The sequence below is a fragment of the Paenibacillus mobilis genome (assembly GCF_058267595.1).
Window position 1 is genome coordinate 34710 of record NZ_JBZCMS010000020.1, and the last position, 15319, is coordinate 50028.

At 50.0% G+C, this 15319-nt stretch carries 10 protein-coding genes, 1 tRNA gene and 1 rRNA gene; all 12 read right to left on the reverse strand.

Going from position 1 to position 15319, the window contains the following annotated elements; translation table 11 throughout:
* Window positions 1-80: 80 nt before the first annotated feature.
* The 12 genes from AC3ZPD_RS22570 to rrf all read right to left on the reverse strand — a co-directional run bounded on the left by AC3ZPD_RS22570 (window position 81) and on the right by rrf (window position 15313).
* Window positions 81-995: a YitT family protein gene (locus tag AC3ZPD_RS22570; protein WP_490986490.1), complete on the reverse strand. Its 915-nt coding sequence runs from the start codon at window positions 993-995 to the stop codon at window positions 81-83.
* A gap of 294 nt (window positions 996-1289) precedes the next feature.
* Window positions 1290-6281: a discoidin domain-containing protein gene (locus AC3ZPD_RS22575; RefSeq protein WP_490986491.1), complete on the reverse strand. Its 4992-nt coding sequence runs from the start codon at window positions 6279-6281 to the stop codon at window positions 1290-1292.
* 289 nt (window positions 6282-6570) lie between these two features.
* On the reverse strand, window positions 6571-6714 hold the full coding sequence (locus AC3ZPD_RS22580) for a small acid-soluble spore protein P (protein ID WP_490986492.1): 144 nt from the start codon (window positions 6712-6714) through the stop codon (window positions 6571-6573).
* Window positions 6715-6842: 128 nt separating this feature from the next.
* Window positions 6843-6931 (reverse strand) — tRNA-Ser (locus AC3ZPD_RS22585).
* 74 nt (window positions 6932-7005) lie between these two features.
* Window positions 7006-8289: a serine--tRNA ligase gene (serS, locus tag AC3ZPD_RS22590; protein WP_490986493.1), complete on the reverse strand. Its 1284-nt coding sequence runs from the start codon at window positions 8287-8289 to the stop codon at window positions 7006-7008.
* Window positions 8290-8449: 160 nt separating this feature from the next.
* Window positions 8450-9019: a pyridoxal 5'-phosphate synthase glutaminase subunit PdxT gene (gene pdxT, locus AC3ZPD_RS22595; RefSeq protein WP_490986494.1), complete on the reverse strand. Its 570-nt coding sequence runs from the start codon at window positions 9017-9019 to the stop codon at window positions 8450-8452.
* A gap of 77 nt (window positions 9020-9096) precedes the next feature.
* Window positions 9097-9978 carry a pyridoxal 5'-phosphate synthase lyase subunit PdxS gene (gene pdxS, locus AC3ZPD_RS22600; protein ID WP_490986495.1) on the reverse strand — a complete coding sequence of 294 codons (882 nt, stop codon included), beginning with the start codon at window positions 9976-9978 and terminating at the stop codon, window positions 9097-9099.
* 154 nt (window positions 9979-10132) lie between these two features.
* Window positions 10133-11554 carry a D-alanyl-D-alanine carboxypeptidase family protein gene (locus AC3ZPD_RS22605; protein ID WP_490986496.1) on the reverse strand — a complete coding sequence of 474 codons (1422 nt, stop codon included), beginning with the start codon at window positions 11552-11554 and terminating at the stop codon, window positions 10133-10135.
* 128 nt (window positions 11555-11682) lie between these two features.
* Window positions 11683-13140 (reverse strand): IMP dehydrogenase, encoded by a 1458-nt coding sequence (guaB, locus tag AC3ZPD_RS22610; protein ID WP_490986497.1) that lies wholly within the window; start codon window positions 13138-13140, stop codon window positions 11683-11685.
* A gap of 287 nt (window positions 13141-13427) precedes the next feature.
* Window positions 13428-14018 (reverse strand): ATP-dependent Clp endopeptidase proteolytic subunit ClpP, encoded by a 591-nt coding sequence (clpP, locus tag AC3ZPD_RS22615; protein WP_490986498.1) that lies wholly within the window; start codon window positions 14016-14018, stop codon window positions 13428-13430.
* A 96-nt stretch (window positions 14019-14114) separates the two neighbouring features.
* Entirely contained in the window at window positions 14115-14990 is an 876-nt protein-coding gene (locus tag AC3ZPD_RS22620; RefSeq protein WP_490986499.1) for an RNA polymerase sigma factor, read from the reverse strand.
* A gap of 206 nt (window positions 14991-15196) precedes the next feature.
* A 5S ribosomal RNA gene (rrf, locus tag AC3ZPD_RS22625) occupies window positions 15197-15313 on the reverse strand.
* Window positions 15314-15319 lie beyond the last annotated feature (6 nt).

The following is a 15319-nucleotide window of genomic DNA, read 5'->3' on the forward strand; positions in this document are numbered from 1 at the left end:
TTCTATATTCTATATTCCTATGTCACGCAGATACGTTCCGTCCTGCCCCATCGGCAAGGCGTTCTTCCCAAACAGGACCGTTAGTGGATATCCCGTTTCTTAAACCGCCCGCCCTTGACGTCATGAATATTGCCGACAGCCAGAAAGGCATTTTCATCAAAATGATTCACAATTTCTTTAAGCTTAGCCTCTTCGAGGCGGGTAATGACACAAAAGATCACACGTTTGGGATCTCCCGAAAAACCACCCTCGCCGGATAAGTAAGTAACCCCGCGTCCAAGCCTGCTTAGAATGGCGTCGCCAATGTCCTGGATACGGTCGCTGATGATCCATACCGACTTCGATTCGTTTAAACCATCCACTGTAATATCGATTGCTTTGGAAGCAATATAATAAGCTAGTATAGAGAACAACGCGGAATTCCAGTTAAAGACGAAACCCGTGCTTCCAAGAATAAAAAGGTTAAAAAACATAATGATTTCGCCGACGGAAAAAGGCAGCTTTTTCGCAAGCAAAATCGCAATAATCTCCGTCCCGTCGAGTGATCCGCCAAACCGGATCGCAATCCCCGAGCCCAAGCCGAGCAGCATGCCGCCGAATACGAAAGCCAGCAGCGTATCCGTGACCACCCCATCCACATGATGCAGCAGAACGGTAACCACCGACATCACGGTAATGCCCAGCAAGGTGGATAAAGCAAAGGTTTTACCTATCTGCCTATATCCAATAAGCAGGAACGGCAGGTTCAGAAGGAACAGGAATAAACCCAAGGGCCAGCCGCTGAGGTGGGCCACAATCACCGCAATCCCCGTAATGCCCCCGTCCGTAATATTGTTTGGAACCAGAAAGAGCTCTAGCGCTACGGCATAAACAACTCCCCCAATCACGATCGAAAGGCATCTGAGCAAAATATTCGCAATCGAACGCCTGTTATGCTGCTTCGGAGGAAGCGGAGCCGACTGCAGGCCTTGTTCGCCGCCAGCTAAATGGAACATATATTTACACCCCTTTTCCTAAAAGTGTAGATCTCAACTCCGTTTCTGTGCTCGAATTGAGCAATGATGACTTGATGCTTACATTGATCTCTATTCTTTTATTATGACATTAATTCGCCCGTGTGTCTGCTGTTAACTTGCTTAACATCTCTTCAAATAAAATTATTCCCTTGCCCTTCTTGGGAAAAAGAAGCTGCCCGAAAGCCCAAAGACTCTCGAAGCAGCTTCTTACTTAAATTATAGGGATGTGGGTTAGTGATGCTTTTAAAGAAAGGTTAATTGGTTTTTGCTGCTTTAGTTATAAAGGTTAAGCTCGGAAATGGACCACCACCAGGATGGGGTATCCTCCGTTTGGACGATCTTCACATACCGGGCTTTTTGAGCCGGGAAGGTTTCCTTAATATAAGCGGAGGTACCTTCATTCTCGGCAAGCTTCGACCAGTTCTCCCCGTCCTCGGAAATCAGAATTTGATATCCGCGGGCATAGTCATTGCTGCTCCCGGCAGAATCCATCGTTAATGCGTTAAAGCTCTTGAGGTCGCCCAGATCAAGCTGGATCCACTGATCCGGAGCTTGCCCCGTTCCTGTTGTCCACCGGGAACCCAGATCCCCGTCGATCAAACTTTTCAGGGAAGAACCGTCGTCATAAGTCGAAGACGTTACGGTCCAGTCCGTGCGATCAAGCGCCATAGGTTCAGGTTCACCCTCATCGTCCGGAAGATACGGAGTAGGATCGGCCGTAAAAAGACGCAGCTCGGAGATCGACCACCAATGTGAGTCCGATCCCGTTTGCATGATCTTCACATAACGGGCGGTCTGCAGCGGGAACGCCGCCGTTACCTGCGGCCCCTTGCCATCGCCGGAAGCAACCGGGCTGCCCCAGTTCTCGCCGTCGTGGGAAACGTAAACCTCGTAGCCTTTGGCGTAGTCGTCATGGCTATGGCCGCTGTCCATGGCGATCTGATCGAAGGTTTCTTCAGTACCCAAATCAAGAACGACAAAGTCGCCGTTTTGCTGTTCGCTGCCACTTGACCATCGGGTATCCGGATTTCCATCCAGCATCGCCTGAGCGCTTTCGCCTCCTGCCGTAGAAGAAGCCTCTGCAGTCCAGCCGTTAGGCTCAAGCGGTTTTTGTTTGCCATTGCCGTAATTATGAACGTTGAGCTCGGCAACCGACCACCATTTATCGGCTTCTCCCGTTTGCAGGATGCGGATAAACCGGGCATGCTGCACAGGGAAAGTAATCGACATCGTTCCCGGTTCGCCTTTCCCTCCGGTTACCGCCGGTCCCCAGTTCTCTCCGTCTTCGGAAACAAACAGCTTATAACCGCGCGGATAATCGTTTGCGGAGTTGCCGGGATTCAGAGTAACCGTATCAAAGCTTTGATCACTGCCTAAATCCACTTGCACCCATTGTCCGTTGGCCTGGGTACGCCCATTTGTCCAAAGCGTATTGCCGTCCCCATCCAGCATGTTGGCGGTGATATCGCCGCCTTGCGTGGAGGAAGCCGTCACCGTCCATCCGGAACGGTCGTCCAGGGCGCTGTCGTCGTTACCCGTAGGGGCCTCAGCCGAAGATGCGCCGAACTGGGCCAGCTTGATTTCGGAAATCGACCACCAGCTGTCATTAGGTTCGGTCAGGACGATTTTGATAAATTGAGCCGTCTGCAAGGCCGGGAAGGATACGGCAATACTTGGCGAGCTTCCGTTACCGCTCGCTACAGGCTCGCCCCAATCCTGTCCATCTTTGGATACATAAACTTCATAACCATGGGCGTAATCGTTCCAGTTGCCGCCCGAGTTCATGAACAGCGTATCGAAAGACTGCTCGGAGCCCAAATCGATTTGCAGCCAGTCGCCGGTTTCCTGCGTTTTGCTGGTGGACCAGCGCGTCGACAAATCATTGTCGGTCAGGTGCTCTACAGGTTCTCCGGTTTTGGAGGCCGTAATCGTCCAGTCGGAACGATCCAGATATTTGATGCCTTTCGACGGATCCGGACCGTCAAGAACGGTATTTTTCATCGGATTTACCGAAACCAGTGCATTCGCATATACCGTTGCGGAACCCAAGGCACCGTCTTTATTGAAGAAATGAATTGTTTTGGCGCTTTCCGAAGGATTCCAAATTTGCGCCGTGTACACGCCGTCTTTGTTATACACGGTTACCGCCGGATCGTCAGCCCAAATATCAGGGCTCCGCTCGCCAAGCGATTCCATGCTGTGTACAAACCAGTAAGCATTATAGGTTTCGTTTTGCTGCATGTTTGTGGTATCCCACTTGCTCAGCACGGCGTTCGGATCGCTGATCGATTCGAATGGCCAGATAATATGAGACCAGCCTCCCAGCGGTTTGCCGTTCATATCTTTGACCAAACCTTGGTACAAAGCGGCTGCTTTCTCAGGCTGGCGACCGTAATAAGTCATCCATTCAGCAGGCGGAAGCCAGTGAATGCCGTAAACATTTTCCGGCTCACCGGAGAAGTAGGTAGCAAAAGCCGTCGCACTGCCGTATACCTGGCCTGCGGTGGCATGGTTGTAGCCTTCCACCCAGTTGTCGCCGTCATAGTTAAACCAGTATTGCTCGACTGCTTTTTCTTCCGTTGTAAATCCCCAAATACCGGCATCGCGGTACGTATTGTTGCCCGTTACCATGCCCCACATATATTCACCGACCCAGCTGAACAAAGCTTCGCCGGCTGCTTCCTGGTTGTTGCCGCTGTGGTTATCTGCATAACCGCCGGCCCAGGAATGGCCTTCATAAGGGTCAAAGTTGCGGAACCATGGGAATTGGCTGTCATCCCTGTTCGGATTAGCGTAATCCCGGATCAGGGTTTCGACCATACCGCCGTAATCATGCAGGAATTCTTTGTCGTAGCTCGCAAGGACCGCCGAAGCAAAGATGTAGTATCCGTACGTGAAATGGTGGTCGGTCAGACCGGTGTTGATTCCGAAACCGGTCGCATAAGACATCAGAGAACCCCAATATTCGGAGTAGTGGAAATAATAAGAATGCAGTTTTTCTTCAGGCGAATAAGTATACCAGTCCGTCAGAATGGTTTTTAAATCCTTCAAATACTGGTCTCTGCGCTCGGTGTCCCCAAGCTGGTCGCTGATCAGCACCGCCAAAGCGAGCGGATGCAGCTTTTTACCCTGCCAGTAAGGATCCTCGACCATAAAGCCATTGGCCAGATCCGCATCCAACTGATCCAGGTAAGCTACCAATTGGGCACGAGAATAAGTCGGATCGTTGGGTTCGACGAATTGTGGAACTATGCCGTTAAAACGGTCCGATGTCGTAAACGTATTGCCCATTCTTACTTTAAGAGTGCCGCGGATGGATGGATAGCTAAGATCGGTAAGCGGCGTGTTCGAGATTTTCCACTGATGCGGAAACAACGTCATAATAGTGTCAGCCGAAAAACCGGGACGTTTCACTTCGGTAGAAGTCGTGAAGTTTGTAGTTACAAGCGAAGCTTGCTCGTCGAAGTTATAGTCCACTCTTGTATCCGTAACAAAAGCATAGGCATGCTGATAAAATTCACCCAGCTCGGACGCGGAAGGGAGCGCCGCGAGGGACAGGTAATTTTCACCGGAGCCCAGCTTGATCTTGATGGTATTGCCAAGCTTCATGAAAGTGGTGCCTTCAGGAGCAAAGATGCCGTAATCGCGAACGAAGGTTTGCGGCGTAGGCGCTTTGTCCTTGTTGGTTACTTCCAGGCCGATGTGATCCGCCGTATAGACGTCGCCGTCGTTAACCAGCACCGGATTGTTGTTATCGTCAAACAAACGGGTGATGACCGGCGATTGAACAATTACGGCATCCGGATTTTCGTACGTATTGTAAATGAAAGGCGATCCTTTTACAAAGGTGGTGCTCATTTTCGCCGTATCGTCATCGCTGAGGATCACGCTGGCCGAATAGTCGCCATAACCCGAAATTTTTGTTTCTATGTTCGCAGGATTGATATTGTTGCTGGACAGATACAGATCCGGATCCCCGTCGGCATCGATGGAATCGCCATGAGCGAAACCGGCGCCAGGGTTCAAAATCGCAAGTCCCTGTTTCGTGTACCAGTTCTTGAGCGGCAGAGTTACCAAGCTGTTGCCATCGCCAAGATTGGAGATCAGGATAGATTGCCACCAGTCGTTAGACGGAATAGGTGTATCAATGTTTGAGGTTCGATATGTAGGGTTCTTAGGTTCTAGTTGTGTAATATCATTAATCTCGTAGCTTCCTGCTCCTACTTGAACCGCAGAGGCAGTCGGAATAGCTGGAATATCATAGGTCGGCTTCGGATCGCCGTCACGGTAGGCATGCACTTCAAACTCGAACAACGAAAAACCGTTTGTGGTTCCGCGCGCAATGCCGGCCATTTTTACATAACGGGTTTTGGCGTACACCGGAATGGTTTCCTTGCCGCCGTTGCCGTTCAGCTGACGATAGATCGTGGTCCAGTTTTTGGCGTCGTCCGACACCTGAATGTCGTAAGCCCGTCCAAAGGCGTTTTCCCAGTTGAACGCTACGCTGCCGATTTCGCTTTCCTGTCCCAGGTCCACATAGATCCATTCATTATCTTTGTAGATGGAAGACCAACGTGTGTTTGGATCTCCGTCGGTAACATTTTTAGCCAGGTAGTTTCTTTCTTCCATGTTAGCTTTGTCTTCAGCCGATCTGCTGGGTTCGTCGATCTCCAAAGAAGATGCGGCTACATCCTTGTTCAAAGCCAGATTTGGAGCGGCTGGTTTCGGAGGCCCGCCAACGCCGCCGGTTCCATAAATGCTGAATTCGAAAATGGAAACCCCGTAAGCCTGTTGCGCCCGTTCCGTACTGTAGAGACGGACATAACGTCCGGTACCGGATACGTCTGTGCTTACTTCACCGGCTTTCCCATGAATGACCGGGGAAATATCGCTCCAATGAAGTTCATCATCAGAAGTCTGAATGGTGTACGCGCTGGAATAGGCGTTTTCCCAATTCACGGTTACCTTGCTGAGGGTTGCGCTAGCGCCCAGATCCACATAAATCCACTGCGGATCCTTTTGCCATTCACTTTCCCAGCGGCTGTTCGTATCACCGTCCACGGCCAAATTCGGGATATTGCCGCCAAGCGATGACGAGGCGTAAACAGGCCGGTTGAGGGACAGCAGGTAATCTCCCGCATCCGCCGCCGCATGCGCAGTCATAGCGGACAAAGACGGAACGCTGCCGACTAACAGAAGCAAGGCCGTAATAACACGTGTCCAAAAGGCACCGGTCTTGCCCGTTGCTTTTAACAACTTGTTCATTTCTTCTCTCCTTTTTTATTTTTTTAAAACGGCGGTTAATTAGAAAGTCAATTCCACCGTTCTAACTCTCTTATCGGTTTAAGTTTCCTGTTTTTTTGAGTCCTAACCCCCTAAAACCGCAAAGATAGGAAGATGGAACCATTAAGTATAAATTTCTTTGCATAAAAAAACAAAAAAGGTCAGACCTAAGTCCGACCTTTTTCTTTGATTTTCCCGCCGACCTATGTCTCCGGTCTCGCTCCAAATTGCACAGGTCTCCGGAGCATAACACAGCTTCACCTAAAACGGCCTAGCCCTCCGGATTGTTATGATCCACGTGGTTCCGGTTTTTCACCTTCTTGGATCCGGAAAGCGGTTCGGGTCCGCCGTTCCCTTTGCGGCGCTCCTGTTTCGGCTGTACGCCGGGAACCGGCATGCTTTTCGGTTTGCTCATTCGTTTCCCCTCCTCTCGAATGCTGAGCTTCGCGCATCTTCCTTACTAACATGCGAAGAAGAAGGATTTTATATTCAGATCAAAAAACCGCGGTCCCGAAAGGGAACCACGGCTATCAGCTGTATGTATGGCGGAGAGAGTGGGATTCGAACCCACGTGGGCTTGCACCCTAACGGTTTTCAAGACCGCCCCGTTATGACCGCTTCGGTATCTCTCCAAATAAAATCGTCATCGACGTTAAATAACAACGTAACGAATTAGATTTTATCATATTTTCAAGTCATCAGCAAGTTAATTCTTCTTCGTGATACGGGTAACGCCGCCCATATAAGGACGCAGCACCTCCGGAATTTCCACGCTGCCGTCTTCCTGCTGGTAGTTCTCCAGAATGGCGGCAACCGTGCGTCCAACGGCCAAACCGGAACCGTTCAGCGTATGCACAAACTCCGGTTTTGCCTTAGGCTCCGGACGGAAACGGATGCTCGCGCGGCGGGCCTGGAAATCCTCCACGTTGGAGCAGGAAGAAATCTCGCGGTACATGCCGCTTTCAGGCAGCCACACTTCCAAGTCATAAGTCTTGGCGGCCGTGAAGCCCATATCTCCGGTACACAAGCTCAAAACGCGGTAGGGAAGGTTCAGCAGCTGCAGCACGCGTTCGGCGTTGGCCGTCATTTTTTCAAGCTCCTCGTAAGAGCTGTCAGGGTGAACAAGTTTGATCAATTCCACTTTGTTGAACTGGTGCTGACGGATCAAACCGCGGGTATCCCGTCCGGCCGCACCTGCCTCGGAACGGAAGCAGGAACTGTAGGCCACATAATAGCGAGGCAAATCGGTACCATCCAAAATTTCATCGCGATGATAGTTGGTTACCGGAACTTCAGCCGTCGGGATCAGGTAATACTCGCTGTCCTTCAATTTGAACAAATCCTCTTCAAACTTCGGCAGCTGTCCGGTTCCATACAGGCTGTCGCGGTTGACGATGTACGGCGGCAAAATCTCTTCATAGCCGTGCTCGTTGCTATGCAGGTCCATCATAAAGCTGATCAGCGCACGCTCCAGACGTGCCCCAAGCCCTTTATAAAAAGTAAACCGGGAACCGGTCACCTTGGCCCCGGCTTCAAAATCGAGGATTCCAAGGTCGACAGCCACGTCCCAGTGCGCTTTAGGCGTAAAAGAAAACTCACGCGGCTCGCTCCAGCGACGAATCTCGACATTATCCTCTTCCGAAGCGCCTACCGGAACGCTGTCACTGGGAATGTTAGGAATGCTCATTGTCAGCTGCTGGATCTGCTCTTCAAGCACGCGGACCTCTTCGTCCAGCTCTTTAATCCGATCGCCGACCTGGCGCATTTCGGCAATCATTTCGTCTGCATTTTCTTTGGCTTTCTTCAGCTTGGCCACTTCAGCGGAAACCACGTTGCGGCGGTTCTTCAGCTGTTCGCTTTCCTGCAGCAGCTCGCGGCGTTTTTCGTCCAGCTTGGGAAAATCAGCGATCAAATCCAGCGACTTGCCTCTTGCTTTAAGCGCGGCTTCTACGCGGGCGTAATCATTACGCAAAATTTTGACATCCAACATGGGTTACCCTCCTAAATCAGAACCATAGGCATAAAATAGAAAACCGTCTATCGTGATGGCATTTCCATAATCTAAAAAAATCAAGGCAAAAGGAGCGGAATTGCCCCCGCCCCTCTATTTTTCACATCACGGGCCCATTCTTAACCTCTTCAGGCCGAAATTACCCGCCATTTATCATATCGAGAAAATATTTGTGCAAAGAAAAATCATCGGTCAGCTCCGGATGAAAAGAACTTACGAGCAGCTTTCCTTGTCTGGCCGTCACGATTTCGTCCTTATACGTGGAAAGCACCTCAACGCCGGCTTCCGTTTTCGTAATCAAAGGGGCACGGATAAAAACGGCCCGCACAGGATTGTCGATCCCTTTTACATCCAGGTCGGTTTCGAAGCTTTCCCGCTGACGTCCGAATGCATTACGGGAAACCGTAATGTCCATCAGTCCCAGGTGCGGCTCTTCGCCGCCTTCAATCGACTTAGCTAATACAATCAGCCCGGCGCAAGTGCCGAACAACGCCTTGCCTTCGCTCGCAAATTGACGAATGGCATCGATAAAGCCATACTTGCGCATCAGCTTGCCGATCGTAGTGCTTTCGCCCCCAGGGATAATCAAACCGTCAAGCTCATCCAGCTGATCGACCCGTTTAACGGCGACGCCTTCGGCACCAGCCCATTCAATGCTTCGTATATGTTCCGCAACAGCGCCCTGCAGCGCCAATACTCCTATCTTCATGAACGGTTCCTTCTTTCTCTCTGAAAAACAGCCATTTATCCGTTATGGATGGTTGTTGCCCATCCCATTCAAATGGATTACCAGCCGCGCTGGGACATACGTTCGTTAGCAGCCAGCGTGGAAATTTCGATGCCTTTCATCGGTGTGCCCAAGTTTTTGGATACCTCGGCAATCAGTTTGTAATCCGTGTAATGCGTAGTGGCTTCTACGATAGCACGAGCAAACTTCTCAGGGCTGTCCGATTTAAAAATACCCGAGCCTACAAACACGCCGTCAGCTCCCAAATGCATCATCAAAGCCGCGTCAGCCGGTGTAGCTACCCCGCCTGCCGCAAAGTTAACGACCGGCAGTTTGCCGTTTTCGTGGACTTCAAGCAGCAGATTGTAAGCCACGCCAAGATTTTTGGCTTCCGCATAAAGCTCGTCTTTCGACATGTTCTGCACTTTGCGGATTTGGCTGTTGATCAAACGCATGTGGCGTACAGCTTCTACGATGTTGCCTGTTCCCGGCTCGCCTTTTGTACGGATCATGGAAGCTCCTTCACCGATCCGGCGAAGCGCTTCGCCCAAATCTTTAGCGCCGCATACGAACGGAACCGTAAACTCATGTTTGTCGATATGGAAAACTTCGTCGGCCGGTGTCAAAACTTCGCTTTCGTCGAGGTAATCCACGCCAAGGGATTCCAGCACTTTGGCTTCGACGTAGTGACCGATACGGGCTTTCGCCATAACCGGAATGCTCACGACTTTCATCACTTCTTCAACAATCGTAGGGTCAGCCATACGGGCTACGCCGCCTGCCGCACGAATGTCGGAAGGTACGCGTTCCAATGCCATAACCGCAGTAGCTCCTGCGGCTTCGGCAATCTTAGCCTGCTCTGCGTTCATGACGTCCATGATGACGCCGCCTTTTTGCATTTCAGCCATGCCTCTTTTAACTCTAGATGTTCCTGTCTCCATAATTGACCTCCCGTTGTATAGATCATTTACTCTCTTAGAGCCCTAACGAACCGCCGAAAGTAAAAAATTCCATCCTTTAATCTAACTTTAAATTTTACATGAAACAGACCCAATATACAATCATGGAACTCGGATTTACCCGATTTTCATAAGGTTAAAACAAATTTTTGATGCTTCCAAACAAATCGTGGAAGAAATCGCCGGTCGCCCGCATTAAAAGCTTAAACCAGCCGGCTTTGTCCACGTCTTGGGCAGTTACCAGATTCACCGTTTTTTCAATCGGCGTGTCCGAGCCTTTTACTTTATAAGAATAAGTGGCCGTGCCGACTTTTGTTCCGCTTTTTACAGGAGCCATAAGTTCCTGGTTGGTCAGTTTGACCGTAACGCTTGCTCCCTTCGGATCAGCGTCTTTAGGAAGGACAAAATCCACATCCTGATCCGTCACGAGCGGCACGGAGGTTTGTTTGCCTTTCTTTACGCTGACGGTTTCCGCAGAAGCCACGGTCGATTTGGCCTGGCTCACCTTTTTGATTTCAAAATTGTTAAAGCCGTAATCCAGCAGCTTGGCTGTTTCTGTAAAGCGGTGGGCTTCCGTATCCGCACCCATAACCACGCTGATCAGACGTACTCCGTTGCGAACTGCCGTACCTGTAAAACACTGCCCGGCAGCATTCGTATGCCCTGTCTTCATGCCATCCAGCCCCGGATAAGCAAACTGCTTCAGATATGTATTCGAAGCGTTGGCAGGCAGCATCCAGTCGTAGTTGATGATAGGATCCTTGTCCCGCTCACGAAGCTTGTAGGACGGAATGGTTGTAAAATCGGAGAAGTCCGGATGATCTTCCACAATATATTTGGCCAGGATAGCCGCATCCATAGCCGACATCACGGTTTCTTTGTCGCTGTCAGGCCGGTACCCTTCCGGCATATCGGCAATGTTGAGACCCGTTGAGTTCGCATAATAAGCCGTTGGCAGTCCCATGCGCTTCGCTTCATCATTCATCATCTTCACGAAGTTTAGTTCCGTTCCGCCCACCAGTTCGGCCAAAGCCACCGTAGCGTCATTTGCGGAGCCAACCGCCATAGCAATGTAAAGCTGTTTAACTGTATATTGTTCTCCCTCGGCCAAAAATACTCGCGAACCGATTTGCTTAGCCGCATTTTCTTTAATAGTAACTACATCGTCCCATTTGATCTTGCCTTCCTTCACCTGCTCGGCCACGATGTATTCGGTCATCATCTTGGTCATGCTCGCAGGGGGAAGCGCATCTTCACTGTTGTATGAGTACAAGACTTGTCCGGTAGTCGGTTCAAGCAAAACCGCGGACTTCACGTCTAGATCCGGAACAGCCGGCATTACGATTTCAGCCGCATTATTTGCAGCAGGCGTAGCCGCCGTATTGGCAGCAGACGTATTTGTTGCAGTGGCATTCGTAGCGGATGTATTTGCATCTGCGCCTTCAGCCCAAATCGCCGTAGGAGCAGCAGTCAGCATCTGAATTAATAGAATAGTAGCAACGGCTCTCTTAAAATTACGCTGTTTTGCCCATTTATGCTTGGTTTCCGTTGATTTCAAAACATTAACTCCCTTCATCTTCTCTTTTGAACTGTTTTCTATTCTATCATAGGCCATACAGCAAAAAAAAGACAGACCAGGCGTTCTATGCCTGGTCTGCCCTAGCAGTTATTTCCAATTCATCTGTATTACAGAGAATAGTTTGGAGCTTCTTTCGTAATTTGAACGTCATGCGGATGGCTCTCACGGAGACCAGCGCCTGTAATCCGGACAAATTCCGTATCATTGCGCAGCTCTTCCAGCGTTTTGGTTCCGCAGTATCCCATACCGGAACGCAAACCGCCGATCAGCTGATGAATCGTATCAGACAAAGGACCTTTGTAAGCTACCCGGCCTTCGATGCCTTCGGGAACGAGCTTCTTGTCATCGTCCTGGAAGTAGCGGTCTTTACTGCCCTGCTTCATAGCGCCGAGGGAACCCATGCCGCGATAAACCTTGTACTTACGGCCTTGGTAAATTTCCGATTCGCCCGGGCTTTCATCCGTACCGGCGAACAAGCTTCCGAGCATAACGGCATGTGCGCCGGCAGCAAGGGCTTTTGTGATCTCACCGGAGTATTTGATGCCGCCGTCAGCGACAATCGGTACGCCATACTCACGGGCCACGGTCGCACAATCGTAAACCGCCGTAATTTGCGGTACGCCGATCCCTGCGATAACGCGGGTTGTACAAATCGAACCGGGACCGATCCCGACTTTAACGATCGAAGCGCCGGCTTCGATCAGCTCGCGGGTTGCGTCGCCAGTCGCTACGTTGCCGGCCATGATGGTCAGGTCAGGATAACGCTCGCGCAGGCTTCTCACTGCATCAATGATATTGATATGATGTCCGTGTGCAGAGTCGACGGTAATGAGGTCAACGCCAGCATTCACCAGCGCCTCCGTACGTTCGAAGGTATCTTTGGAAATGCCAATAGCAGCACCGACTAACAGACGGCCCTGTGCATCTTTTGCAGCGTTAGGGAATTGAATGGCTTTCTCGATATCTTTAATGGTGATAAGACCTTTAAGGACATTGTTGCTGTCCACGAGCGGAAGTTTCTCAATTTTGTGCTGCTGCAAAAGGATCTCCGCTTCCTGTAGGGTTGTCCCAACCGGAGCTGTCACCAGATTCTCTTTCGTCATCACTTCGCTAATCTTGATGCTGTAATCATGAATGAAGCGAAGGTCACGGTTTGTAAGAATGCCTACCAGCTTCTGCTGCTCATCTACGATCGGCACGCCGGAAATCCGGAATTTGCCCATCACGCGTTCCGCATCGGAAACCAGATGATCAGGAGTCAAATAAAACGGGTTTGTAATAACGCCGCTTTCGGAACGTTTAACCCGGTCCACTTCTTCCGCCTGCTGTTCAATTGTCATGTTCTTGTGAATAATACCGATACCGCCTTCACGTGCAATCGCAATCGCCAACGCGGCTTCCGTTACCGTATCCATCCCTGCACTGATGAGCGGAATGTTCAGCTTAACCCCGCTGCTGAGCTGCGTGGACACACTCACCTCTTTAGGCAATGTTACCGACTTACGCGGAATCAGCAATACATCATCAAACGTTAAACCCTCTTTAGCAAACTTGTTCTCCCACACCTCAAATATCCTCCTTATTTTATCCCTCTGATTTCGTACTCTACAGCCGAATTTCCTTATATGATAAGACCAAGGCGGCACCTGCGCAAAAATATATTATTGCAATCTTAGCAAAGGCACTATAGGCTGTCAAGGCTCGTAAAAAGGCAAAAAACAAAGCACACCGCAAGCACACGGCTGTCTTTTTCACGAGGACATTTTAACATTATATGCAAAAAAAGAAGCCTTCACCCATACCGGATTAAGCCTCTTCATACAGATCATGCTAATTCATTTGCTCCGCTCGTTCAATGCTGGCTGCTGTAAATCACCTTATCGATAATCCCGTAATCCTTCGCTTCTTCTGCCGTGAAAAAGAAATCGCGGTCCATGTCCTTTTCAATCCGCTCCAAAGGCTGACCCGTCCGCTCGGCTGCGATCTCATTCAGCTTCTGTCTGATCCGGATAATCCGTCTGGCGCTGATTTCAATATCGCTGGCCTGCCCTTGAGCACCGCCATGCGGCTGATGAATCATGATTTCGCTGTTCGGCAGGGCAAATCTTTTTCCTTTAGCTCCCGCTAATAGTAAAATGGCGGCAAAGGAGGCGGCCATCCCCATACAAATCGTCTGAACGTCCGGTTTCACATGCTGCATCGCATCATAAATGGCAAACCCGGCCGAAGTGGATCCTCCAGGACTGTTAATGTAGAAAAAAATATCCTTCTCCGGATCCTCGGCCTCCAGGAACAAAAGCTGGGCAATCAGGCTGTTAGCCGTCTGATCATCCACGGCCGACCCTAAAAATACAATCCGATCCTTCAACAGCCTCGAGTAAATGTCGTAAGAACGTTCGCCCCGGCTGGATTGTTCAATCACGTAAGGAATGAAATTGCTCATGGTAAGTAACCTCCTCTTTTTTCGAAAAATTGATCCGCTTGGTATAACGTAACGTAACGCTTACGTTTTACGTATTAACCTTCTCCCGATCGAAACTCAGGCGGCCAGCAGGAAACTTGTTTCCGTATTGTTCATTATGCGGTTTGTCCGTATATCCTTCCTAAGCACTATCGGAAGTTCCTGCTCATTGGCTTTGGCTTCCATATGATTAGCCGCTTCAAATTCCCGTTTGACCACTTCAATATTCTTCCGCATGACAGGGGCCGTTCTCTGCAGCCCCTCTCCGTTAAATAGAGCCGTTAATGCCGCAATGTCATGTGATTTAAACGCTTCCATATAAGCACCAACAGTTATGGCATCTGCATCAGCAGCTGCCTGCAGGTTGCGGCCAGAATCCGCTTCTTCTATTTGGTCCTTAGGTTTATAGTCGTTTTTTGGCTGTGCACGTTTTTTATTCAGCCGTTTTAGATTTTGTCTTGCCCGGTGAAGGGAGGCTTTCACTGCTCCTTCCGTGGTTTGCAAAATCTCCGCCGCTTCCTCAGCGGTATACTTGTAGATATCCATCAGCATTAAGGCCGCCCTCTGGCTGACCGTCAGATGTTTGATCATATTTTCAAATGCGGCATACATAGCTGCCGCGTCAATCCCTTCCGGCTGTGCAAGATCATTGAGCAGGAGGTCCAAATGTCCCAAATCTGATTGAGCATCCCACTTCCTGCACCGATCGATCCAAGCATGATAAGCCGTACGGCGAAGGTAGGTTCGATTCACCCGCAGCCTGCTCTGCTGTTTCTTGGCCATCCAAACCTTCATCCACGTCTCCTGAAGCAGGTCCTGTCCTTCCCAATCCGATCCCGTCAAATAACGGCAATAAAGCGCCAGGGCTTGATGATGGGCCCCTACCCATTCGGAAAAATCGTCCTCCCAGGCATGTTCGCCACCATTGCTTTGGATTTCAAACGATTCTCCCATTGTTTTGCCTCCTTACGAATTGTCAATTCAATCACTTAAACGGAAATGATTCCCGAAAAGATACGGGCAAATAAAAACACTCATTAAAATATCTATGTAGCCGAAATTTATTTTCTTAGGTTAAACATCAAGTAACTTAGATATATACAAAAAAAGCTCCGTTGTACACAAAAAAACACCATCTCATAAGAGATGGTGTTTAAGTTGCTTGGCGGCATCCTACTCTCCCAGGACCCTGCGGTCCAAGTACCATCGGCGCTGGAGGGCTTAACGGTCGTGTTCGGGATGGGTACGTGTGGAACCCCTCCGCCATCGCCACCAAACATGAT

Coding starts and splice junctions, on each gene's coding strand:
- AC3ZPD_RS22570 (WP_490986490.1), bottom strand. CDS start 995: ATGTTCCATTTAGCTGGCGGCGAACAAGGCCTGCAGTCGGCTCCGCTT.
- AC3ZPD_RS22575 (WP_490986491.1), bottom strand. CDS start 6,281: ATGAACAAGTTGTTAAAAGCAACGGGCAAGACCGGTGCCTTTTGGACA.
- AC3ZPD_RS22580 (WP_490986492.1), bottom strand. CDS start 6,714: ATGAGCAAACCGAAAAGCATGCCGGTTCCCGGCGTACAGCCGAAACAG.
- serS (WP_490986493.1), bottom strand. CDS start 8,289: ATGTTGGATGTCAAAATTTTGCGTAATGATTACGCCCGCGTAGAAGCC.
- pdxT (WP_490986494.1), bottom strand. CDS start 9,019: ATGAAGATAGGAGTATTGGCGCTGCAGGGCGCTGTTGCGGAACATATA.
- pdxS (WP_490986495.1), bottom strand. CDS start 9,978: ATGGAGACAGGAACATCTAGAGTTAAAAGAGGCATGGCTGAAATGCAA.
- clpP (WP_490986498.1), bottom strand. CDS start 14,018: ATGAGCAATTTCATTCCTTACGTGATTGAACAATCCAGCCGGGGCGAA.
- AC3ZPD_RS22620 (WP_490986499.1), bottom strand. CDS start 14,990: ATGGGAGAATCGTTTGAAATCCAAAGCAATGGTGGCGAACATGCCTGG.